Raw genomic sequence first — 23043 nt, forward strand, 5'->3', positions numbered from 1 at the left:
CGCCGGCCGAAGAATCACGCTGCGCGAAGACGGTAGCGCGGATCGACGGCTCCGGTCGGTAGCACCAATCCCGACGCATCGGCGAGCGCGCCGGAGACAAGCTCGCAGGCGAGAAACCGGCGACGCTCGACCGGTCCCGGCAGTGTCATGCTCGACGTCCGGTCGGCACTGAACCCAAAGCGGCCGTAATAAGGCGCATCGCCGACGAGAATAACGGCGGTATGCCCGAGCGTGCGCGCAACCGACAGCCCACGGCGAATGAGAGAATCACCGAGGCCCGTCGAGCGGTGGCTTGCGGCGACAGCAACAGGACCGAGCAAGAGCGCGGCCTTATGCTGGCCAATGCCGACATGCCAAAAGCGGATGGTTCCGAGGAGACAAACCTCATCAACCGCGATGAACGAAAGGCCATCCGCCGGCAGTCGTCCCTCACGAAGCCGTTCGGCCGTTTTCGCCCGCCGTGTCGGGCCGAACGCCCGATCGAGCAAATCTTCCACCAACGGAGCCGCCGTCGGCGGCTCCGGTTCGATCAATACCATCGATCCCGTCCCTAGATGCAGTAGCAGCGCAGCGGCTCAAAGCCGTTGAAGGCCACGGACGCGTACGTTGCCGTATAAGCGCCCGCCGAGCGGATCTCCAGCCGGTCGCCGATCGACAAGTCGAGCGGCAGCCGGTAGTTCGCCTTCTCGTAGAGCACGTCGGCGGAATCGCACGTTGGCCCAGCGAGAATGACCCGCTCGGTGCGACCTCGTCGCGGGCTGCGGATCGGGTATTGGATGGCTTCGCCTTCCGTCTCGGCAAGGCCGCCGAACTTGCCGATGTCGAGGAACACCCAACGCCGGTCATCGTTCGCCGATTTCTTGGCAATCAGCACGACCTCGGTCCGGATCACGCCGGCGTTGCCGACCATCTGCCGCCCCGGCTCGACGATGACGTCGGGGATGCGGTTGCCGAAGTGCTTGAGGATCGAGCGGCGAATACAGGCGCCGTAACGGCACAACGTCGGCACATCCTTGCGGTAGCGCGCCGGAAAGCCTCCGCCGATGTTCAGCATGCCGAGCTCGACACCTTCCGCCTCAAGCTCGCGGAACAGACTCGCGGCCTCGCCAACGGCCTGATCCCACTGGTGCGGATCGCGCTGCTGCGAGCCAACGTGGAAGGAAATGCCCCAAGGGACTACGCCCATCGACTTGGCGTGAACGAGCAGATCGCGGGCCATCGCCGGCTCGCAGCCGAATTTGCGCGACAGCGGCCATTCCGCGCCCTCACCCGAGGTGAGAATGCGGCAGAAGACGCGGCTGCCGGGCGCGACCTCGGCGATCTTCTCAAGTTCGGCGAGGCTGTCGAAGGCGAACAGCCGCACGCCGCGGCTATAGGCTCCGGCGATGTCGGCGCGCTTTTTGATCGTGTTGCCGAAGGAAATCCGATCGGGCGAGGCTCCGGCCTCCAGCACCATGTCGATCTCGTTCAGGCTGGCGGTGTCGAACGACGAACCCAATCCGGCCAGCAGCTCGAGGATTTCCCGCGCCGGATTGGCCTTCACCGCGTAATAGATCATGGCGTCCGGCATTGCCGTCCGCAACTTGCGGTAATTGGCCGCGACCACGTTGAGATCGACGACGAGGCAGGGGGTGGAGGGCTCGTTGTCGGCGAAGAACCGGGCGATTTTTCTCGTCATGGTTCGCGTCTTCCTTCGTATCCGGGGTCGCTACAAAACGCGGAAGTTGATGAATTGCCAGGGGCAGCTGGTATTGAGCTGCTCCGCGAAGAGGACGGCGCGGTCCTGAAGCGGCGTCCAGTCGGAGTAGACGCCGACGACCTCGCCCAGATACGGGCGGGCAACCTCCATGATGCGGGCATGGTCGATGTCGTCGGGCTCGACGATGCCGGCGCGCGGGTTCTCAATCGCCCACACCATGCCGGCAAGGACAGCCGCGGTGACCTGCAGCGAAGTGGCGTTGTTGTAGGGGGCGATCCGCCGCGTCTCTTCGATCGACAGCCGTGAGCCGTACCAGTAGGCCCCGCGGGCATGGCCCATCAGCAGCACGCCCAATTCATCAATGCCGGAAGCGATCTCGTCCATCATCAGCCGTTTTTCTGGCTGCAGGGTCCAGTTCTTGCCGGCAAGCTCGTGGAGCGACAGCACCGCGTCATCGCAGGGGTGGTAGGCGTAGTGCACCGTCGGGCGGTATTCGGGCCCGTGCCCGTTCTTTACTGTGTAGTAGTCGGCGATCGATATCGATTCATTATGGGTGACGAGGAAGCCGTGGAACGGTCCCTCGAGCGGCGTCCAGGTGCGCACACGGGTGCCGGCACCCGGCCGCTCAAGGTAGATCGCGGCATCGCAGCCGAAGGCATGCTGGCGGCCATCCTCCGGCATGTTCTGCTCGTGGGTACCCCAGCCGAGTTCGGCAGGCTGGCAGCCCTCGCTGACAAAACCGTCGATCGACCAAGTGTTGACGAACTCGCCCGGCCGCTTGGCCTGCGCCGCCACCTGGGTGTCGCGCTCGGCAATGTGGATGACCTTGACCTCGAGTGCGCGGGCAAGGGCGCCCCACTCGGCACGGTTCGCCGGCATCGCGACGTCGTGGCCCATGTCGGCAGCGAGGTTGAGCAGCGCTTCCTTGACGAAGTGCGAGACGAGACCCGGATTGGCGCCGTGGGTGATCAGCGCCGTCGGCCCACCAGTTTGGCGGTCACGTAAGGCAAGCGCGCTTTCCCGTAGCGCGTAGTTCGATCGCTGGGATGGGGTCAGCGACGGATCAGTATAGCCACCGGGCCACGGCTCGATGCAGGTGTCGAGATATAGGGCGCGCCGTTGATGGGCGAACTCGATCAGCGCCACCGACGAAACATCGACCGAAAGGTTCAGCAGGAAGTCACCGGGGCCGAGCAGCGGCTCCAGGGTTGTTCGGTAATTCTCGCGGGTGAGCGCCGTTTCGATGAAGAGAACGCCATACGCCTTCGCTTCCGCGTGGCCTCGGTCCTCGGCGGTGACGACGGTGATGCGGTCGGCGGGAAGATCGACGTGGCGCAGGATCAGAGGCAGGACGCCTTGGCCGATGCTGCCGAACCCGACGATCACCAGGTTTCCGGAAAAGCTTGTGTGTTTCATTCAGCGTTTCTCGTTGTTCACATGTGTGCCTAAGGGGTGCGCGACGGATCAGCGAACGCCGTGACCGGGTGTCGCTAGCAGCGGTGGATCGGCGACGTCGATCAGGCGGGCGCGATCAAAGCCGTTGAAGGCGGTGCGCAGCGCCCCGCCGTAGGCGCCGAGCTGGCCGATCTCGATCCAGTCGCCCTCGCCGGCATCGGCTGGGAGCAGGAAGGGGCCGTCCATGCGGTCGGCGGAATCGCAAGTCGGGCCGAACAGCCGGAAAGCCTTAAGCTCCCCCGCTGGTGCCGGCCCGTCCGGGCGAATCAGGCGGACCGGAAAACGGAAGTGCGGCGCCCCGGCGTCGGACAGGCTGCCGTAGATGCCGTCGTTGATGTAAAGCGCATCGCTGCGCCGGTGCTGGACCTGCACGACGATCGACGTGCCGGCCGCCGACAACGCCCGCCCCGGCTCCGACCACAGTTCGACGTCGTCGAGACCGAGACACCGGGTGGCGGCGGCGATCACGGCGAAGTAGTCCCCGAGCGGCGGCGGGGTCACGTCGGGATAGCTCACCGGGAAACCGCCACCGACGTCGACGATGTCAATGCCAACCCCGGCAGTGCCGATCACCGCCGACGCGGTGACCAGCGCGTCCGCATAGGCCTTGGGATCGAGGCATTGCGAGCCGACGTGAAAGCTGAGGCCGAGACGCGACGCTAGCGGCCGGGCGGCGGCAAGCAGCCGTGCGGCTTCGGCCGGGCCGGCGCCGAACTTGCCGGTAAGGTCGTAAGCGCCGCCGTTGTCGACGGCGAGACGGACGATCAGGCCACGCGGACGAGCGCCGGCGGATCCGGTCTCGGCGATGATCTTCGCCAGTTCATCGCTGCTGTCGAAGACAAAGTCATCGACCCCGAACTGCTCCCAGGCGGCGCGGATCGCGGCCCGCGACTTGACCGGGTGCATATAGTGGACCTGTGCCTCGGGAAACATCTGACGGACGAGCGCGATCTCGGCCGGCGAGGCGCAATCGAAATGACGGACACCGCCCGCCCATACCGCGCGCAGCACCCGCGGCTCGGGATTGCACTTTATCGCATAAAGCACTGACCCCGGAAACCCGCCCACGAACGTGCGTGCGGTGGACTCGACCACCGCCGGCCGAAAGCAGTGGAGTGGTTCGTTCGGGGCTTCAGCGGCAACGACGCTATCAACGCCGGGCAGTGCCGGCTCAAAGTCAAAACGTCGGCGGAGCGGCGATACGGCGGAGCGCGTCCGCGTTTTTGCCAGGGCCTGGGCCATTGACGGTTCCTCGCGAAGGGACGCGCCGGTTTTGACCGGGACGTCCTTCGTCCGGTGCCGTTTCGTCGCGCCCAAAATCAAGCAAAACGACGCCCGGCACTCGGACAATCAACTGATCGTTGTTGAACGCTCGGGACACCCGCTCGCGGGCGTCACGTCAACGTGGTCTAGGGGAGAACGCGAGGTATCGGCATCGCACCATGCCGCTCTGCGACCATATCCACCTCCCTTTTAGAGCACCAGCCCACTGTCGACCGGCTCGACCAAAAAGGACGCGTTACGTCGTTGCTCAACCCATAAGGTCTATGGCACGTGCGATTTGCGTCTGACGTCGGATATACGCGAATTTTCACGCCATGCAAGGGCTTTCTTCCGTCCCTTACAGGAATGTAGACATATCAATAGATTATTGTTGGCCGTGCCAAGGGCTACGACAAGGGCGTTCGATCAATTGACGGCGGACCAGGCGCATCACGCGACTCGCCCTCCCCCAAAAGGGCCAAATATTCCCAGACGATTGTTGCTGCAGCAAGGGCCGTGACCTCGGCGACATCGTAGGCTGGCGCGACCTCGACCACGTCCATGCCAATAAAGTCCAGTCCCTTTAGTCTGCGCAAAATCGCCTGTGCCTGCCACGATGCGAGGCCGCCGATCTCTGGTGTGCCTGTCCCGGGAGCGAAAGCCGGATCGAGAGCATCGATGTCGAACGAAAGGTAGACAGGGCGATCACCGATCACCGACCTCACGCGCTCGGCGATGGCCTGCACACCAACTTCATGTACGTGCATCGCCGAAACGATACTCACCCCCTTCGCCGTGGTCCAATCGTAGACATTGCGCTGCATCGGCGAGCGAATACCAATTTGGATCATCCGCTTTGGATCAATGAGCTTCTCGTTAATCGCGTGGAAAAAGGGCGAGCCATGGCCGTAGGCCTGGCCGAAGCTGTCTGGCCACGTATCAACGTGGGCATCGAAGTGGATGAGACCGACGGGTCCCAATCGGCGAGCGATCGCGCGCAAAAGCGGCAAGGTCACGCTGTGGTCGCCGCCGAGACTTACGAGGTGGTTTATGCCGGAGGCTTGCCGCTCGATCAGACGCATGCTCGCCTGGATGTCGCCCAGCGCGATGCGAAAGTCGCCGATATCGGCCAGCGGCAAGCGCGACGGATCGATCCAGGCAAACGGGTGGTCGCCATCAAGCAGCATACGACTGGCATGGCGGATGGCGTGCGGTCCGAATCGCGCGCCTGGTCGGTTGGAGGTGCCGATGTCGAAGGGAATGCCGCCGATGCATATGGCAGCATCGCGATTGCTCGCGGCAAGGCCGAAGAAGCTGGCTGGGGTAGCGAAGGTCGGCTGCATCTTGGGTCCCGCTGTCGTGCGCCCACTGATTTACGTTGCATCGAACGCTGGGTGGGCGCGACTGATGGTCAGCCTCTCACTTGATCGTTAGGTGCGCAAGAGGATGCCGATCATCGCCGCGGCGGCGAGGATTGGCAGGACTCCAATCTTGAAGCGGAGCATGGCGATCATTGCCGCCACGGTGAGCGCGAGCGCTCGCGGATCGAGGCTGGCGAAATCGGGGACAAGCAGGCGCAGCGGTCCTGCGTGCCAGTCGTCGAGCTGGGTGAACAGCACGTGCAGAGCGAACCACAGCGCGAGGTTGAGGATGACACCCACGACCGCGGCGGTGATCGCGGTCAGTGCTGCGGTCAGGCGGCGGTTGCCTCGCAGGCGCTCTATGTAAGGAGCGCCGAGAAAGATCCACAGAAAGCAGGGCACGAAAGTGACCCAGGTGGCGAGCATTGCTCCCAGGATGCCGGCGGTCATCGGCTCAAGCCCGCCCGGCGCACGGTAGGCGCCGAGGAAGGCGACGAACTGGACGACCATGATCAGCGGTCCCGGGGTGGTTTCCGCCAGGCCGAGGCCGGTCAGCATCTCACCGGGTGCCAGCCAATGGTAGGTCGCCACCGCCTGCTGGGCAACGTAGGTGAGCACGGCATAGGCGCCACCGAAGGTAACCACCGCCATCTTGCTGAAAAAGATGCCGATGTCGGTAAACGCGGACGAGGAGCCGAGAGCAAGGGCGATCGCTGCGGTGGGGCCGAACCACAACACCGCCCCGAGCCCCGCGGTCACCCAGCGCGAGGAACTGCGCCGTGCATGGGGCGAGGGCGTCGGGATCGTCTTCGCCGTCCGGCTATTTCCGTCACCGTCACCGCCGCCGGGCGGCGCAAACGCGGCCGGCCAGCGACGTACGCCCATTGCGCCGATCATTCCGGCTGCAAGGATGATGACCGGGAACGGCGCGGAAAAAAAGAAGAGGGCGGCGAAGGCCGCCCCAGCGAGCGTGTAGAGCGCGGGGTTGCGGAGTGCGCGCCGGCCGATGCGCAAGATCGCCTCGACGACGATGGCAAGCACCGCGGCCTTGATCCCCCAGAACACCCCCGAGATCGCCGGCAGGTCCGCCGACAGTACATAGAGCATGCTAAGCGCCAGCATGACGAGGGCGCCAGGCAGGACGAAGAGAATGCCGGCCGCGAGGCCGCCGGACGTTCCGTGCATCAGCCAGCCGAGGTAAACGGCGAGTTGCTGGGCTTCGGGCCCCGGTAACAGCATGCAGAAGTTGAGGGCGTGCAGAAAGCGCGGCTCATCGACCCAGTGCCGGTCGTCAACGACGATCCGGTGCATCAGGGCGATCTGTCCTGCCGGTCCGCCAAAGCTGATCAGCCCGATCTTTGCCCAGGTGCGCAGCGCTTGACCCAGCGACGGAGGCGCCGCCAGTGCCGCGTTGTCGGCGGACGCCGGTCCCCGCGCTTCGTCCTCGCCGATTCGCCGGCCCGCAGAGCTGTCTGAGGCCAACGCCCGCTTTCCGGTCATCAAGTCAGCCTGGCCCACGCGCAACTCTCCCCGAAAAAGGCGGCGCTGACAGCAGGTCTTGGGCCACTGCGACCTGAAAAGCGGGGAGCCTGCTGTCCCCGTTGGCGCGAAACAGTAGGGCAGCGCTTTGCCGGATGTCAATTCGGCCCGAGGCGTTATCATGCTGCCTGTGCGGCGCGGTGCCGCCCGCCGAGAGGAGAGGGGAGACGTGAACAGGCGCGGAACTGGTGTTGCCTTCATCACAGGTGCGGTTCTGGTGACGGCGCTCGTTGTCGCCTGCAGCCCGCGTAATGGCAGCCGATCCGATGGCGTTGACGCTGTTGTGGCGAGTGCCGATGCCAGCTCGTCGTCAGTGGAGGTGCAATCCGGACCACGACTCTCCGGAATGGTCACCTACGTTCAACGCATCGCCTTGCCCCGCGACGCCGATGTCATCGTCAGCCTGCTGGACCTCTCGACCACCGCTACACCGCCTTCTCCAATCGCGATACGACAGTTTAAGACGGCGGGATTGCAGGTACCGATCCGCTTCAACCTGCCCTTCGATCCGGCGCGCGTCGAGTCCGGACATGTCTACGCCGTGCAGGTGCGTATCGAGGTTGACGGCGCCCTGTGGTTCACCAATGAGCCCCCTCTCGCGGTGCAGCCGAACGACGGCCCTGACGACCTGCGAATTGTCGTACACTCGGCGGCGCGCACCAGTTGAGGTGCGGCTTGCGTCGTCGCCTGTCGGTCGGCAGTGGTGACGCTACTCAACCCCGGGGAAAGACGACAAAAAACCCCCACACGACTGGGTCTGATCCGTGGAAACGCGCAGCAGGGAGCTCATTATGGCTTATAAAGTCGAGGATATCGAGGGTATCGGTGCGGCGCGCGCCAAGACCCTGGCCGCCGCCGGCATCGCGACGACCGCTGATCTGCTGGAAAAGTGTGGAACCGCAAAAGGGCGCAAGGCGATCGCCGACCAGACGGCGTTTAGCGAACGGCAATTGCTCACATGGGCGAACATGGCCGACCTAATGCGGATCTCGGGTGTTGCCGGAGAATTTTCGGAACTGTTGGAGGCCGCCGGCGTCGATACCGTCAAGGAATTGCAACACCGGAACGCCGAGAACCTCGCGACACGGCTGACTGAGGTCAACGCCGAGAAGAAACTGACCCGGCGCGTGCCGTCGAGCGCGGAGGTCTCGAAGTGGATTGCCGAGGCTGCGAGCTTGCCGCCGATGGTCAGTCACTGATCGGTTGACCACTGGCGCAACGACTCTTGGGCAACGGAACTTGTTCAATGCAACTTGTTGAACGGTGGGGAGATGTATCATGAGCATTTGGGACTTTGTGAAGTCGGCGGGCGCACTGCTTGGCATTGGCGGGGGTGATCAGGCGCCGAAGGCCGAGGATCTGAAATCCAGCATTGAAAAGCTTGGCCTTCCGGTCGACGGGATCGACATCAAGGTCAACGGCGATACCGTGGTCGTCTCCGGCAAGGCGCCGAGTGAGGAGGTTAAGGAGAAGGTGGTCCTCGCTCTCGGCAACGTTACCGGCATTGCCAAGGTCGAAGAACACATCGAAACGCCACCTGGCGAGTCATCCGATTTCTACACCGTGAAGTCCGGAGACACGCTCTCGGCGATTGCCAAGGTGCACTACGGAAACGCCGGCAAATACATGGTAATTTTCGAAGCCAACAAGCCGATGTTGTCCAATCCAGACAAGATCTACCCGGGGCAGGTGCTGCGCATTCCCAAGTCTGCCTGAAAACCGGGCGAGAGCGCATCGCTCTTTTGACAGAGAGACCGCTCGCGCCGACCCTGCGCCTGCTCGTGGCGATTGACACGGGCAGGCATCTGCCACATCTCACCGGTGCGGATGCGGGCAATCGGCCCGCATGCAGGCGACAGCGAGCTGCGAAGGTCGAGATGTCGAAGCGGGTTTTGCAGGTGATCGGCGTGGTGCTGCTGTTGGCCAGCGTCGGGATGGTGAGCTGTCAGGGACTGTTCGCCCACACCTCCGGGCTCGGAGCTACGGTGTTGTCAAGCCAACGGCTCGGGCCGCTCGGTCGCTAAGCGCGTGTTTACCTTAAAGCAGCGTCGGCGAATTGGCGCAAAAGCGGTTAGCCTGCCGCTGTTTATTCTTCCACTTCCACTCGCACTGAAGGCGCTGCTGTCGCTGTGGACGGGCAATGCTGCGGTGCTGGTTGCCGCGAGCCTATGCTGGCTCTTGTTCGTTGTCGCCGCCGTCGTCTGTCGTCGCGGGATGCAAGCGGAGTTGCAGGAGGAGGAACGGCCGGTTTCCGCGCGTCGCGCCGGTTCGCTTAAGTTGTTCAGCGGCATTCTTGCCGCTGTTGCGGCGGGATTGACGGCGTTTTTCGTCGCCGGCCATGATCTGCCGATCTCGCTCGCTTTTGCTGCCGTCTGTTTTCTCGGCTGCCAGCTGCTTTATGGCAGTCACCGAAGGGCGACGCGACGTCCGAAAGACGAGGAGGCCCCGGATGAGGAAACCAAGCGTTTGCTCCGCGATGCCTATCGCCGCCTCGACGGTATCGAGGCGGCCCGGAGGCAAATTCATTCAGCAGAGTTCGACCAGCGGCTCGCGAGCGTCGTTGCCGGCGCGGAGAAAGTGATTGACCTCATTGTACGCGATCCGGCGGATCTTCGTCGGGCTCGCAAATTTCTCACAGTGTATCTCGAAGGAGCCGAACGCATCGCCAAAGACTACGCGCGCACGCACGCGCATGCCGGATCAGCAGATCTTGAACATAACTTTCGTACATTGCTGGTTGATCTGGAAAATACGTGCGAGGAACAGTATCAGAAGTTATTGAAACACGATGTTTCTGACCTCGAATTGCAGATCGAAGTGCTCTCGACACGATTGCGTCGCGAGGGCGTCACCTAGTGTCAGGGGACGATTCAATGAGCGATTTGCATAGGAGACACCGGTGACGCTTCCACCGCACGTTCCCGCGTATGATGGACCCGCGACCGAGTTTCCAGCCTCTGATGATTACAAGCGATCTGAGCATGTCGCGCGGGCGCTTGGCGAAATCGACCTGGACGATGCCAGCACCATTCTATGCTTTGGGAGCAGGGCGCAAGAACAGCTCATGACGATTTCGGAAAACATGCTGGATGGCGTGCGCACCAAGGACTCGGGCACCGCTGGGGCGGCGTTGAACGATATGGTCGCGACGTTGCGCGGCTTTGATATCGGCGCGCTTGATCCCACTCGTGAGCGGCGGTTGCTCGACCGGTTGTTCGGTGCCGCCGGCCCATTGACCAAAGTACTGCAACGCTACGAAGAGGTTCGCCGGCAGGTCGATTCAATTTGCGATCGACTCGATGCCCAAAAGACCTTGCTGATGGGCGACATTCTCACCCTCGATCGGCTCTATGACGCTTCGCTGGCTTATTTCCACAACCTCGCGGATTATATCGCCGCCGGCGAGCAGAAGCTGAGGGAAGTCGATGAACGCTTGATTCCATCGCGGCGGCAAGATGCGGATGGATCGGACGATGTTCTCAAGGCGCAGCGCTTACGCGATCTTCTCGGCGTGCGCGATGACCTCGATCGGCGCGTTCATGATCTGAAACTGACACGGCAAGTGGCGATGCAAGCCTTGCCGAGCATCCGCCTTGTCCAGCAGAACGACAAGAGCCTTGTCGCCAAAATTACCTCGGTGATTGCCAATACGGTTCCGCTCTGGCGAACGCAGCTCGCCCAGGCCGTGACCATTCATCGCTCGCGCGAGGCCGGACGATCGCTGAAGGAAGCGAACGATTTGACCAACGAATTGCTGTTGGCCAACGCCGAGAATCTCAAGCAGGCGAACGCGGAGGTACGCCGGGAAGTCGGTCGTGGAGTCTTTGATATCGAGGCAGTTCGGCGGGCGAATGACCTGCTGGTTGCGACGATTGAAGAAGGAATGCAGATCGCCGCCGATGGTCGGCGACAGAGGGCGGATGCGGAGCAAGAGCTCCGTACATGCGAAAGTCAGCTACGCGAAGCTCTTGCTACGATGCGAGCAAGCGCATCGACAACCAGTGAGCGACGCTAGGGCGGTGCTCTGCATCTAATGGTAGGTTGTCGACCTGTTGAACAAATGAGACTATCCGCCCAAGGAAATAAGGAGGCGGAGTCGATGCACGACGTCAGGGGAATTCTCGGCGGGCATTTCATGCTGAAACATCTGCCGGCCCAGGATCTGGATCGGTTGGCCCAGCTCTCCGCGACCCGTCACTACAAAGCAGGCGAGCCGGTGTTCCAGAAGGGTGATCCGGGAACGGCAATGATGGCGGTGCTCGCCGGCCGTGTCCGCATCTGCTCATACTCCGCAGAAGGACGCGAGGTCGTGCTCAACGTCATCAGTCCGGGGGAGGTGTTCGGCGAAATTGCGATGATCGACGGCGGCGAGCGCACCGCCGATGCGTTCGCGATGGACCCGACGGAGTTGCTGATCCTCAGCCGGCGAGATTTTCTACCGTTTCTTGAGCGTAATCCGGACGTGTGCGTCCGTCTCCTGGAAGTCATGTGCCGCCGCTTGCGCTGGACCAGCCAACAGCTCGAGGACGTCAATTTTCTTGACCTGCGTTCTCGTCTAGCAAAGCGGTTGATGTACCTCTCCGATCATCACGGCGAGCCAACCGGATCTGGAACGCAGATGGGGGTCAGAATTTCGCAGCATCTTCTTGCCAGCATGATTGGCACTTCGCGGGAGGCGGTGAACAAGCAACTCCGTTCCTGGGAGCAGGACGGGATGATCGACGTCCGTCGCGGCTCCATCACGGTTCTTGACCGCTCCCGGTTAGAACGAATTATCGACGACAGCCTTTAAGGCACGGCCGCTTTCGGCGAACGACACGATCATGCGGCCTACTCGTCGCGTTCTTCGTGTGGGGCACCGGTAAGCGCAGCGCGTGCGGCCATCGCCCCGCGTGCGGCCATCGCCCCGCGTGCGGCCATCGCACCACGTGCGGCCATCGCCCCGCGTGCGGCCATCGCACCACGTGCGGCCATCGCCCCGCGTGCGGCCATCGCCCCGCGCGCGGCCATCGCCCCGCGCGCGGCCATCGCCCCCGCGCGCGGCCATCGCCCCGCGTGCGGCCATCGTCTTGATCCGGAAGGAGCCGATTTCGTTTCCGGCACTGAGTTCGAGTTGAGAACGGGCGTCCTCGTCGATGACTTCGAAGGCTTCAAGGCTCGCGGGAATGCAATAGACGCGGCCGTCGGCGCCGCGAATGATCGTCGCCTCCTCGGCACCGCCTAAGTCATCCGGCAGATCGTCGAGCGGTCCGCCCGATGGCTCGGCATCGATCCCCAGCAACTCGGCATAAGGTGCGATCTCTACCTCGAACGCGAGACCGTCGTCGCGCGGGTCGATCGACCATGTTGCGAATTCGCCGGCGGGAAAGCTCTTTTGAAGTGACTTTGGCGCCGGTTCACCTTTGCCCGAGACGACGAAGATTGGCGGATGGGGCAAGCGTTGGAGCAGTTCACCGGCGCGGACGGCGTAGATATAGGCGAAATGCAACTCATGGGCAGCCCCCTCGGTCTGCCGCTCAAGGCTTTCACGTAACCGTTGGCTCAGCTTGCCCTTGTCGACGGAGAATCCATCAATGACCTTGCCGATCAGACAAAAACCGAACGGCTCTTCGAGTAACGCCATCGCCTCTCCCCCCGCATCCGATCTCGCCCGCACTTAGCGCCAAATTCTAGCCCATCGGCGCTGTGTGTAAACCGTCACTTTTGTGTCATTGCCGACCGCCGCACCGTGCCGATCGGTTGATCATCGCGCCGCGCCAGGCAGGAAGCCAGGTCCGATTTGCCGCCAACGGAAGCTGTTGCGGATGATCATTTGGAATCGCTGTCCCGACCGTCGGCGATCGATGGTTAGAAACCGGGCGGCGACGCCGGCAAAGTTAAGGTTATGCGGTGACGTCTGCTGCCAGACCTGTGCCAGTCGCCAGCCGACGATATCGCGCGCTCGCGCCAGCGCCTGATGAAAACCGCTCGGATCGGCCGTGTAGGCGGCGTCGAACGGTTCGCGCACGCGGTGGACGTCGATCGAGCCGTCGGCGGCACGGTCGGCGAGATCGGCGAGATCACGCGAAATAACGCCTTCCTCGACGAGAATCTGTTGATAGATCTCGACGAGGATATCGAAGATGGCGCCGGTCATCGGCTCGCCGACCTGATGGAGTTGCGGCTGGGTCAGCTTGTCCCACGGAGTACGGACGTCCGGCACCTCGCTCATTCGGTGCGAGTTCGAGGCACTGCGGATCTGCTCGGTCGGTGACAGCTCGGCGATGCGCTCGATTTCGTTCTCGACGTAAAGATTGCCGCGACAGCCCGCAAGCACGTGCTCGACGACCGAGGGAAAATGCAGAGCACAGATCAGTGCCACCAGATCGCTCGACGCTTCGTGGAAACCGCGAAACTCCGTCGTCAGCGTGTCATTGTCGGGAATGCCGATCAGCGAAAACATTAAGAGATGGCCGGTCTCGTGTGCCAGCACGTCGAAATTCAGGCAGAACGGTTCGCGCGGGCCGTCGCCGCGCGGCTTGCCGTAGCCGGTCTCCATAAAGCCATATCCGGATTGGGCATTGTCCCAGTCGATGTAGGGGATCAATTCCAGGCGCGGCTGAAGATCGTGAAAGTGCCATTCGACCGGATAGCCGAGATATCCTTCCCAGATATCGAGCACGCGGCGCACGGTTCCATACATGTGCACGACGCCAAACTCGCGTGATGCGGGGTCAATGTGATCGAAGTGGCCGTCAGGCCCGGGAGTGACTGGCGGGCTCCACTGTCCCGTCCACGGTGGAAACGCGTCTGGGGCGTACGCTTTCTTGTCGAGCGCATCGACGGTGTACATACGCCCATCGGCGGGACCAGGACCAATACGGCCCGGTGCCAGCGATAACCAGACGGTTTCCGGCTGGGCGTACTGGGGCATAAAACGCGGCTGCGGATGCAATCGCACGCGCGTTCCACTGATGCGCAACTGTTCGTCGTGACGGACCGGCATGACGCTTGCGGAGCCCCCAAGTCAGCCGAAGCGCGACCGATCGACTATACGCTCCGCCAGAAGGAGCGGCAATTGCCACGTTCGACGCGGCGTTTTTTCGCCACCGGCGATCACGGGTCGAGCAAGGACGATCGCGCCGTTACGAATACATACTCGGCAGCAAGGGCACGCCAGAGCGCGGTAAGCTCGTCGAAATCCAGCCAGGACGCAAGATCCGCTTCGCTCGCCGGCGTCTTACCGCCGACGTGGTCGGCGAACCAGGAGCAAAGGTCCGCAAACGAAATCTCGATATCCGATTGAGGCTCATCGACGGACACATTAAGGGTACGCAGGTACGCGTCTTTCGCGTCTGCCCGGGCAAGAAGCTCGGCAAATGCTCCTGTCGCACGCAGGTGCTCGATCATCGTCGCGTCGAGAATTGGCGTCGCGGCATCCACGAGGTCCTGGCGGCGAGAAAGGCGCAACGCGTAATCCTCGAGCAGAGTTGCGGCAATTTGGGGGTCGCTGTCCGGCGCAAGCAGGGGCGCGAACTCCTGATCTTGATCGCCACCGACGATCGCGGTCAGCGCTGCAGCGCGTGTGGCCTGCCAACGGTGAGCTTGAAGCCTCAGCTCGAGGAGCACGCGCACGCCGCGCGGGTCCACGGGCGGAATCGTTACCCGTCGCCACAGTGCCGTGTCGGCGAAGCAAAATTGGGCCTCCGGTGCGTGTGCCTCGGTCTCTACGAACCAGCGCAACAGCTCGATCGCATCACATCGCTTCTGGTCGATCCGGCCGTGCGGCAGCCAAGCGCGAAGCGCGTCGCATTCGTTTGCATCGATCAGTGATGCAGCGCCGCGCAACAGTCCGGCCCACGATCGATCCTTGTAAAACGTTTGCTTGGCGCTCAGCACTAGGGCATCGCGGGCGGGCGGGCTGATGACTCCCGCCTGCGCGGCAGCGGCGAGCGTTGCGCGAATGTTGACCATCGCTTCCGAGGACAGGTAGCCGCTCTCGGCTGGGCCGTGAACAACGGCGACCTCGTCATCATCTTCGAAGGGTTCGCTGGCGTAGGGTGGAAAGCATCCCTCGACGAACGCCGTATAGATCCGACCAATACCTTTCATTCCGAACGATGCGAGCTCGGCCGCGCGCAGCGCCCCCATGCTGGCAGCTCCGGCAACGACGATCCCGTTGGCCAGCGCCCAGAGGATCTCCTTGTGCCAGACCGCCGGCACTCGCTCAAAATAGCCATCGACAATTCCGATTTCGCTGGCGCCGCCAAAGGCGGCAACCCGCCATACATCGCCGAGGCGGACCGGTGGCAGATAGATCGCCGGACAGAGGGCTCGCGCTTCTTCGATCGATAGTGTCGGTCCGAGGAAGATATAGCGTGTCATGGTGCGGCCGAGATGAGGCGGTGCCCGCGCGCGCCCGGTAAAAAGCCCCCTTCGACGTCGATCGCACCTTCGAGTCGGGGAATGACGACGCGCACCACCGGTATACGCAGTGCCGGCTTGGTGAGATCGACGACGGCAACTTCGGTGATTCCGACGGCTTGCAGGCGGATCAGCGCCGCATCGATGTCCGCATCGATGCTGTCCGATTGCCAGCTCGGTGTTTCTGAAAACCTTCGCGCCGGAGCGTGGGCAAGGAGGGCGGCGCACGCCCGCCGCCGCCGCGCGCGGGCGTTGCTTGCGTAAATATCCCACCCCATGTCGTCACGGGCGCCGGAGATGAACGTCGTGCGCGCCTGCGCTGCCTCGCTCAGCGCCCGAAGCAGGGCAATCTCACGGGCGGGATGACAGCCGGCGCCGAACTCGGGGTCGGCGGCTGTCTCATCGCGGCCGGAAACGAGGCAAAGAAAAGCGGCGATGCCGACATCGCTGGTGACGTCCCAGATGCGCACCTCAAGCCCGGCGGCGGCAAAACGCTCAAGAACCGAGCAGCAGGCAGAATCATCAACACTGGCGTCATCAAGCGTTTTGCGCTGTCGTTCGCCGTCGTTCGACAGGTGCCACAGGGTCGTCGCGTCCCGCTCGACGATCTCGCAAATGCCGTGCAGGACGGCTTCCGACCGATGGTTGCCCGAGGCAAGACCGTTGGTGTTGGCGACAAAACAACCGCTGCCGGGCGGCGCGGGCAACGTATAATTGGTGTGTACCATCTCGTACGGCAGCCAGATGGCGCCGCCCTGCACGAGGTCGCGCCCCTCAATCCACAGGATGGGCAGGTCGTCGTGGTAGGGGCTATCCACCGTCATCGGCAAACCGGCAATGTCGATCATCCGGTGGGACCAGTGCATGTCGTCGAAGGAGGCGAACTTCAAAGGCGCAAGAATGGTCTCCGCGTGCCAGGTTTCGATCGCTTCCATCACGCCTGACGCCTTAGCCGCCTCGAGGGAGAGCCCCTTGCCCTGAGAGACGGCGATCGAGCGAGCGTTCGGCCGGGTGACCATGACCACCGGAATGCCGAGACGATCGAGGCCGGTGACATTGGCGATGCGGGTGATGCCGATGACCTGTAAAAGCGGTCGGACCCACGCAAGCGTTGCGGCGGGGGGCACGATGCGATGCGTACCGGACCGATAACGCTTCATGGCGTTGTTTCTGGCGGCAGGCGGGGCGGAGGGGTCGGAGTCGGGGCGCATGCTCGATCAGTCGAGGTTCGCGAAGACGGCTCGCGTTTCGCGCAGTTCGTCGGGACCACACTGTTCCACCAGTTGCTCGAACAGCGGCTTCAGGAGCGCTTTGGCCGCGGCTGGGCGAGCCTGCCGCTGCCAGAGTTGCGCGAGTTGCGTCGCTGCGTTGAGTTCGAGCATTCGTGCTCCCTGCGCTTGGGCCACGGCGAGCGCGCGCTCGAAGCACACCTCCGCTTCCGCCGCGTGGAACTCGCCCATCGACAGCAGCAACGCTCCCTTGCGCCGGTGAAGCTCAGCGTCCCAATAGCATATGCCGCTGCGGGCAGCGACGGCGAGCGCCTCCTCAATCTGAGATAGTCCGTCTTCGAAGCGACGGGCGGCGTAGAATACCTCGGCCAGCATGTCATAATAGACGGGGAAGTCCTCGGGCGTCCCGTTTGCCGTCTGGTTCTTCAGTCCCTCGATGAGGTCTTTCACGCCGGCGGGCGTATCACCCAACATCGCCGTTGCCCAGCCGCGAAACAGCCGACCCTTGGCGATGTAGTCGCTCAGTCCTCGGTCCTCGGCGAAGCGGATCATTTCATCCGCCAGGCGGGCCACTTCGTCAGCCCGTCGACGGTAGCGGTTGAGGACGACGGCGTAGTCGAGAGCGTGGGCGATACTGCCGGCATCATCGAGGCGGCGAGCCCACGCGGCCGCTGAGCGGATGCGCTCGTCCGCCTGCTGATGTTGACCGAGCAGCCAAAGCGACAAGGCGGCTTCGCCGTCACCACACACTTTGGTGTCGTGACCGGCATAGATCGAGGACAAGATGGGATGCTCGTTCGCATCATAGAGGGCGAGGCCGCGATCGATGTGCTGCAGGCACTCCTGATGGTCGCCCAGCATGAAATTGGTCGCCCACAGGGAATGATGGGCCTGCAGGACCAAGCTGGGATCGTGCAGGCCTTCCGCCAGCGTCAGCAAACGGTCGGCACGCTCGCGTCCGGTTCGGAAATCCATCGAGATCCGCCACCAGCCCCAGAAGGCGGCGAAGTGCAGCGGCGATTCCGGCAGACGGGCGCAGAGTTCGAGGGATCGGGCATAAACTGCTTCAACTTCCGGCGAGCCGGCGCCGTTCAGTGCCATCAGCGCGGCGCCGAGCGGCAGGCGAAGTTCGAGCTCGAGCACGGTGCGCTCGCGGCCATCGGGCAGACTCTCGATCGCCGACAGCCCACGCATGAGATGATTGACAGATTCCCGATAAGCCGAGGCTCGGCTGGCTTTTTCGGCGGCTTTGAGCCAATAGGCTGTCGCGCGCGTGCCGTCGCCGCTTTCGGTGAAATGATGGGCGATGAGCTCTGGGCTGCTGCGGGCGGCTTCGGGGAAGCTGTCTTCAAGGACAACGGCCGTACGATGATGCAGGTGCCGACGCTTGCTAATCAGCAGGCTCTCATACGCGGCATCTTGGATCAGCGCGTGTTTAAAGGCGTAAACCGACGTTGGCGGGGCGCCTCGACAGAAAACCAGACCCGACGCAACCAATCGCTCGAGCGATTCCCGCAGGACCGCATCCGGCAATGCGGTGACCTTCGCCAAGAGTTCGTACGAGAATCGACGTCCGACGACGCTGCCGATCTGGGCGATATCTTTCGGCAAGGCGAGTTGATCAAGCCGCGCCATTAATGAATCATGAATTGTCGATGGAATCGCCCGCTGTGGTAACGGCCCGTCGAGGACATAACGGTTGGCTTCCGCCCGCACCAAGCCAGAATCGAGGACCGTCTTGGTCAGTTCTTCGACGAACAGCGGCACGCCGCTGGTTTTCGCCACGATCTGAGTAAACAGGGCATCCGGCATGGTTTTGCCGCCGAGGATCGCGCGAACGAACGCCTCGGTCTGTCTGCGGCTCAACCGCTTGAGGGTGATCGCCGTGACATGCGGAAGAGTTTCCCAGGGCGACGTAAACTCGGGGCGGAAGGTGGCAAGAACCATGATCGGCAAGTGCGCCCCACGGCGCACGAGCAAGTCGAAAAACTCGAGCGACGTTGGGTCGAACCATTGTAGGTCTTCGAAGAAGACGATCTGCGGTACCGTTCGCGCGGCGTCGGCGAGTCGCGAGACCAAGGCCTCGATGGTCAGGTTCTTCTGCTTCTGACTGCTCATCTGCGCATCCGACTGCGAGCCCTCAACGCGCAGGGATAACAACGAGGTGAGCAGTGGGAGCGCGTGCTCGCCGTTCTGGCGGTCGTCGCCGAGAACGCGGCGAAGTTTGCCGAGTCGGGTCGGCTCGTCATCGCGGTCATCGAAGTTCGCGGCGCGCGTCAGATGCTCGATGATCGGATGCAGCGCGCTGTTACGGCGGAAGGGCGAGCCACAGTACTGCGCGCTGCCATGGGGTGTGGCTGACACGCGCTCTTCGAATGCGACGCTCAGCCGCGATTTGCCGATGCCGGGCTCGCCGCACACCAGTACCACTTGGCCGGCGCCGTGTCGTGCCTGCTGCCAGCGATCCAGCAGCAGCGCCAATTCCGAATCGCGGCCGACGAACGGTGTGTCTTGCGCGGTACGCCGGCTGGCCTCCAGACGACTGTAGGCGTCCTTCACCCGGAGAACCTGCCACACACGCTCAGGCGTGACGAACCCCGCTAACGGAAGACACCCGAGGTCCTTGCACTCGAACCGGGCGGCGAGGAGACGGTGGGTTCCGTCGGCGATGATGACAGAATTGCCGGGCGCCAGGCTTTGTAACCGGGCGGCGAGGTTGGGGGTTTCTCCGATCGCCGTTCGCTCCTCGGCGCCGGCTTCGCCGACAATGTTGCCGACGACGACGAGGCCTGTTGCGATGCCGATCCGCACGGCCACGGTGACGTGATTGCGCCGCTCGAGCACGGCGTTCAATGGTCCGATCGCGTCGATAATGCCGAGAGCGGCACGCACTGCCCGCTCCGCGTCGTTCTCGTGCGCTTGCGGATAGCCGAAATATGCAAGGATGCCATCGCCCAGATATTGGGCGATGCTACCGCCGAATTCGGCGACGTGGCCGGCGCAGGTGCGCTGATACCGTTTGAGGATCTCAAGCATGTCCTCCGGATCGAGCCGGCGCGCCATTTCGGTCGATCCGACCATATCGCAGAACATCACGGTGAGCTGTCGGCGTTCGGCGCGGGATTCGGTCCCGACCGGCTGATCGAGGTTCGGGCGATCCGTCGTTGGAGCACTTCTCGCGGAGGAAGGGGTCTTGGCTCGTGCGGCGCCGGTGCCGTCGGATGCGACACCGCCAGCGTTCCCCACCGGGCCGTCGGAATGGAGTGCTTGGTGAATTGCGCGAAGGATTTTCTTGCGGTGTCCGAGGGCGACCCCGACCTTTTCAAGGTCGCTCTCGCAGAGGTCGGGCAAGACGTCCCAATCAATCTCATGCGCGTCGAACGCCGCAGCATACTGCGACAGGCCCAGCGACGAAAGCCATGCGTCGACACGTTGATCCGGCATTATCTTCTCGCAGAGCCGTCGCTGAAGAACGTCATGGCGCGGTCGGGCGCTTCCGGCGTTTGGTGCTTCCGGGCGGGCGGCTCGTCCCTGCGGTGCGCCATCGACGCTTCTTATATCCGTAGCCAGTCGCGTATTCCATGCTGGCGAACGGTCCGGTTTGCCACGTAAACGCGCGTTGGCCCAGTGATGCCCCAGAGAGGGTTATTGCAGGGATGTACGGGAGTCCTTGGACGGTTCAACGGTTGGCGCCGGTGAGGCGCTCGCTTGATGATGGACCATTTTCCAGGCCCCATGTTCGCGCGCAAAGATGTTGGTGGCGGCAAGGACTACGTCGTTGATCTGTTCGAAGCAGACGACGTACGCGACGTCACCCAGCAAGTGGGCGGCGGCGTCGCGGCAGACGATCTGCGGAGGGTGACCCAAAAGGATGCCACGCCAGCTTCGCATCACCGCCGACCGCCCTTCAATCGGCGTCCATCCCGGGTGGATACAGGTGATATCATCGCGCTCCGACCACAAATCATGCATTGCCGAGACGTCTCCGCCAGCGAACGCGACATAGAACGAATCGTTGGCGAAAAGGACGGTGACCTGATCGTTCACGGCCGACTCTCCGAAATGCATCGTTGCGCGACAGATGCTGAGACCAGGATTACCCTAGCGCGCGACGGGGCGCACCGGAATTGAAGATGCCGTATCGGACGACCGGAATAAGGTGCGACGGACGCAACGAGGGAAGGAGGCTTAAGGACCCGTGCTCGATTATTTTGCCCTCGCCGGACCTCTCATTCGCGCGATCGAGGCGGAGCGGGCGCACGCGGCGACGATTGCCGCGTTACGCCTCGGACTCGTGCCGCGGCGTAACGCGGCAAACGATCCGGTTCTCTCGCAGGATGTCTGGGGCATTGCGTTCGCCAATCCGGTCGGGCTTGCCGCCGGGTTCGATAAGAATGCCGAAGTTTGCGACGCGATGCTGGCGCAGGGGTTCGGCTTCGTCGAAATCGGAACGGTGACACCCCGGCCTCAGGCCGGCAATCCGCAGCCACGACTGTTCCGCCTGGAAAAGGATGGCGCGGTAATCAACCGTATGGGCTTCAATAATCAGGGTCTGGCGCAGGTCGCGGCGCGATTGTCACGGCGGCGCTACCGGCATCACGCCGGTATCGTCGGCGGCAACGTCGGACCAAATCGCGATGCTGCCGATCCCGCGGCTGATTGCGCCATCGCCGTCCGCACGCTGGCCCCGCTTGTCGACTATCTGGTGATCAACGTTTCATCGCCAAACACGCCAGGCTTGCGATCGCTGCAGCGTCGCAGCGCGCTTGCGCGCCTTCTGCAGCGGGTTGGCGAAGCGAGAGCGGACGTGGCGGCCATTCGAACGCCGCTTCTCGTCAAGGTTGCGCCCGACCTTGAGGCAGAGGAACTGGCGGATATCGCCGAAGTGGTGATGGCTGCGGGCGTCGACGGCGTCGTGGCGACAAATACGACCATCGCCCGCCCGCCAGAACTTTCTGGCCGAGCGCGTGACGAGGTAGGGGGATTGAGCGGTACCCCCTTGTTCAGGGAGTCGACACGCGTGCTTGCCGATTTGTATCGCCTGACCGGTGGCCGACTGCCGCTCATTGGCGTCGGTGGTATTGGTAGCGGCCGGGACGCGTACGCCAAAATTCGTGCCGGTGCCTCTTTGGTGCAGATCTACACGGCGCTCGTATACCAAGGACCGGCCCTGATTGGTCGCGTCAACGCGGAGCTCGCCCGTCTCGTGCGCCGCGATGGCTTCTCCCGTCTCGCCGACGCCGTGGGTGCTGATGTGAGAGGGGGCGACCTCAAAGCAGAAACTGCTCTTTGATGATTCGCTCTTCAAGGTTGTGCTCTGGATCGAACAGCAACGTCAGGGCGACGCTGCGATCCTCGCGCACGGCCACCCGGGTGACGGTGCGGACCTCCGTATAGTCGGCCACCGCGCTGACCGGGCGCATCTCCGGAAACAAGACGTCGATCGTGACCATCGTCCGGTGGGGAAGGATGGCGCCCCGCCATTGTCGTGGACGAAAGACACTGATCGGTGTGAGAGCCAGAACGTGTGCCGAAAGCGGCAATATGGGCCCGTAGACCGAAAGGTTGTACGCGGTGCTGCCGGCTGGAGTCGCGAGCAGGACACCGTCGCAGATCATTTCCGACATGCGGACGATGCCGTCGATATCGATCCGTAGTTTCGCCGCGAGGCGCGTTTCGCGCAGCAAGGAGACTTCGTTAATCGCAAGCGCCTCGTGCGTGCGCCCGGCGGTGTCGATCGCTCGCATCCGCAACGGATGCAACTTGATCGCTTCAGCGCGTTCAAGACGTTCGAGCAGCGCAGTCTCGTCAAAGGTGTTCATCAAAAAGCCGACCGAGCCGCGATTCATGCCGAAGATTGGAACGTTGCGTTCCATGTAGCGATGAAGCATTTCGAGCATGAAACCGTCACCGCCGAGCGCCACGATGACGTCAGCCTCCTCCGCGGACGTGTGCGGGTAGGCCGCCTCAAGGCGAAGGCGCGCGGCTTGGGCCTCATGGCCTTCGGAGGCAACGAAGGCGACGGTGGGAAATTGCATGACGCTCGCGAGTTCTGATTGTCGGTCTGTCGATTGCCGCCGGTCGGCCGGCCGGC

Annotated in this window: 21 protein-coding genes; 8 read left to right on the forward strand and 13 right to left on the reverse strand. The window is 63.1% G+C overall.

Annotated features, from left to right (window positions below; translation table 11 throughout):
- Positions 1–14: 14 nt before the first annotated feature.
- The 6 genes from IPK66_02245 to chrA all read right to left on the reverse strand — a co-directional run bounded on the left by IPK66_02245 (position 15) and on the right by chrA (position 7278).
- Positions 15–539: an N-acetyltransferase gene (locus tag IPK66_02245; protein ID MBK8174144.1), complete on the reverse strand. Its 525-nt coding sequence runs from the start codon at positions 537–539 to the stop codon at positions 15–17.
- Positions 540–550: 11 nt separating this feature from the next.
- Positions 551–1678, reverse strand: coding sequence for a type III PLP-dependent enzyme (locus IPK66_02250; GenBank protein MBK8174145.1), 1128 nt, complete (start codon positions 1676–1678; stop codon positions 551–553).
- Positions 1679–1708: 30 nt separating this feature from the next.
- On the reverse strand, positions 1709–3115 hold the full coding sequence (locus IPK66_02255) for a homospermidine synthase (protein ID MBK8174146.1): 1407 nt from the start codon (positions 3113–3115) through the stop codon (positions 1709–1711).
- A 48-nt stretch (positions 3116–3163) separates the two neighbouring features.
- Positions 3164–4396, reverse strand: a complete 1233-nt coding sequence (locus IPK66_02260; protein ID MBK8174147.1) for a type III PLP-dependent enzyme — start codon at positions 4394–4396, stop codon at positions 3164–3166.
- Positions 4397–4824: 428 nt separating this feature from the next.
- Positions 4825–5760, reverse strand: a complete 936-nt coding sequence (gene speB, locus IPK66_02265) for an agmatinase (GenBank protein MBK8174148.1) — start codon at positions 5758–5760, stop codon at positions 4825–4827.
- An 87-nt stretch (positions 5761–5847) separates the two neighbouring features.
- Positions 5848–7278: a chromate efflux transporter gene (gene chrA, locus IPK66_02270; GenBank protein MBK8174149.1), complete on the reverse strand. Its 1431-nt coding sequence runs from the start codon at positions 7276–7278 to the stop codon at positions 5848–5850.
- A 208-nt stretch (positions 7279–7486) separates the two neighbouring features.
- Here chrA and IPK66_02275 point away from each other — a divergent pair, with 208 nt between their 5' ends.
- From IPK66_02275 to IPK66_02305, 7 genes are all read left to right on the forward strand, one after another.
- Positions 7487–7984, forward strand: a complete 498-nt coding sequence (locus tag IPK66_02275) for a YbaY family lipoprotein (protein ID MBK8174150.1) — start codon at positions 7487–7489, stop codon at positions 7982–7984.
- Between the two features lie 124 nt (positions 7985–8108).
- On the forward strand, positions 8109–8516 hold the full coding sequence (locus IPK66_02280) for a DUF4332 domain-containing protein (protein ID MBK8174151.1): 408 nt from the start codon (positions 8109–8111) through the stop codon (positions 8514–8516).
- Positions 8517–8595: 79 nt separating this feature from the next.
- The gene (lysM, locus tag IPK66_02285; protein MBK8174152.1) at positions 8596–9033 is read left to right on the forward strand and encodes a peptidoglycan-binding protein LysM; all 438 of its coding nucleotides are present in this window, start codon (positions 8596–8598) and stop codon (positions 9031–9033) included.
- A gap of 161 nt (positions 9034–9194) precedes the next feature.
- Positions 9195–9341 carry a hypothetical protein gene (locus tag IPK66_02290; GenBank protein MBK8174153.1) on the forward strand — a complete coding sequence of 49 codons (147 nt, stop codon included), beginning with the start codon at positions 9195–9197 and terminating at the stop codon, positions 9339–9341.
- A 253-nt stretch (positions 9342–9594) separates the two neighbouring features.
- A complete protein-coding gene (locus IPK66_02295; GenBank protein MBK8174154.1) occupies positions 9595–10173 on the forward strand; it encodes a 5-bromo-4-chloroindolyl phosphate hydrolysis family protein in 579 nt (192 codons plus the stop codon).
- A gap of 43 nt (positions 10174–10216) precedes the next feature.
- A complete protein-coding gene (locus tag IPK66_02300; GenBank protein ID MBK8174155.1) occupies positions 10217–11332 on the forward strand; it encodes a toxic anion resistance protein in 1116 nt (371 codons plus the stop codon).
- A gap of 84 nt (positions 11333–11416) precedes the next feature.
- The gene (locus IPK66_02305) at positions 11417–12109 is read left to right on the forward strand and encodes a Crp/Fnr family transcriptional regulator (protein MBK8174156.1); all 693 of its coding nucleotides are present in this window, start codon (positions 11417–11419) and stop codon (positions 12107–12109) included.
- Here IPK66_02305 and IPK66_02310 read toward each other — a convergent pair.
- From IPK66_02310 to IPK66_02335, 6 genes are all read right to left on the reverse strand, one after another.
- Positions 12080–12940 carry a hypothetical protein gene (locus IPK66_02310; protein MBK8174157.1) on the reverse strand — a complete coding sequence of 287 codons (861 nt, stop codon included), beginning with the start codon at positions 12938–12940 and terminating at the stop codon, positions 12080–12082. The two genes, IPK66_02305 and IPK66_02310, sit on opposite strands and share 30 nt — an antisense overlap.
- Before the next feature lie 120 nt (positions 12941–13060).
- Entirely contained in the window at positions 13061–14302 is a 1242-nt protein-coding gene (locus IPK66_02315; protein MBK8174158.1) for a hypothetical protein, read from the reverse strand.
- A 110-nt stretch (positions 14303–14412) separates the two neighbouring features.
- Positions 14413–15681: a hypothetical protein gene (locus IPK66_02320; GenBank protein MBK8174159.1), complete on the reverse strand. Its 1269-nt coding sequence runs from the start codon at positions 15679–15681 to the stop codon at positions 14413–14415.
- On the reverse strand, positions 15678–16931 hold the full coding sequence (locus IPK66_02325; protein MBK8174160.1) for a YcaO-like family protein: 1254 nt from the start codon (positions 16929–16931) through the stop codon (positions 15678–15680). Before IPK66_02325 ends, IPK66_02320 begins: the two co-directional genes overlap by 4 nt.
- A gap of 6 nt (positions 16932–16937) precedes the next feature.
- Positions 16938–20393, reverse strand: coding sequence for an AAA family ATPase (locus IPK66_02330; GenBank protein MBK8174161.1), 3456 nt, complete (start codon positions 20391–20393; stop codon positions 16938–16940).
- A 201-nt stretch (positions 20394–20594) separates the two neighbouring features.
- Positions 20595–21017, reverse strand: a complete 423-nt coding sequence (locus IPK66_02335) for a nuclear transport factor 2 family protein (protein MBK8174162.1) — start codon at positions 21015–21017, stop codon at positions 20595–20597.
- Positions 21018–21147: 130 nt separating this feature from the next.
- Between IPK66_02335 and IPK66_02340 the strand changes: the two genes are divergently transcribed.
- A complete protein-coding gene (locus IPK66_02340) occupies positions 21148–22242 on the forward strand; it encodes a quinone-dependent dihydroorotate dehydrogenase (protein ID MBK8174163.1) in 1095 nt (364 codons plus the stop codon).
- Here the strand turns inward: IPK66_02340 and IPK66_02345 are convergent.
- The gene (locus IPK66_02345; protein MBK8174164.1) at positions 22220–22987 is read right to left on the reverse strand and encodes an NAD kinase; all 768 of its coding nucleotides are present in this window, start codon (positions 22985–22987) and stop codon (positions 22220–22222) included. The genes IPK66_02340 and IPK66_02345 overlap by 23 nt on opposite strands.
- Between the last annotated feature and the right edge of the window lie 56 nt (positions 22988–23043).

This window comes from Rhodospirillales bacterium (assembly GCA_016712595.1).
Taxonomy (GTDB): Bacteria; Pseudomonadota; Alphaproteobacteria; order Rhodospirillales; family Defluviicoccaceae; genus Defluviicoccus.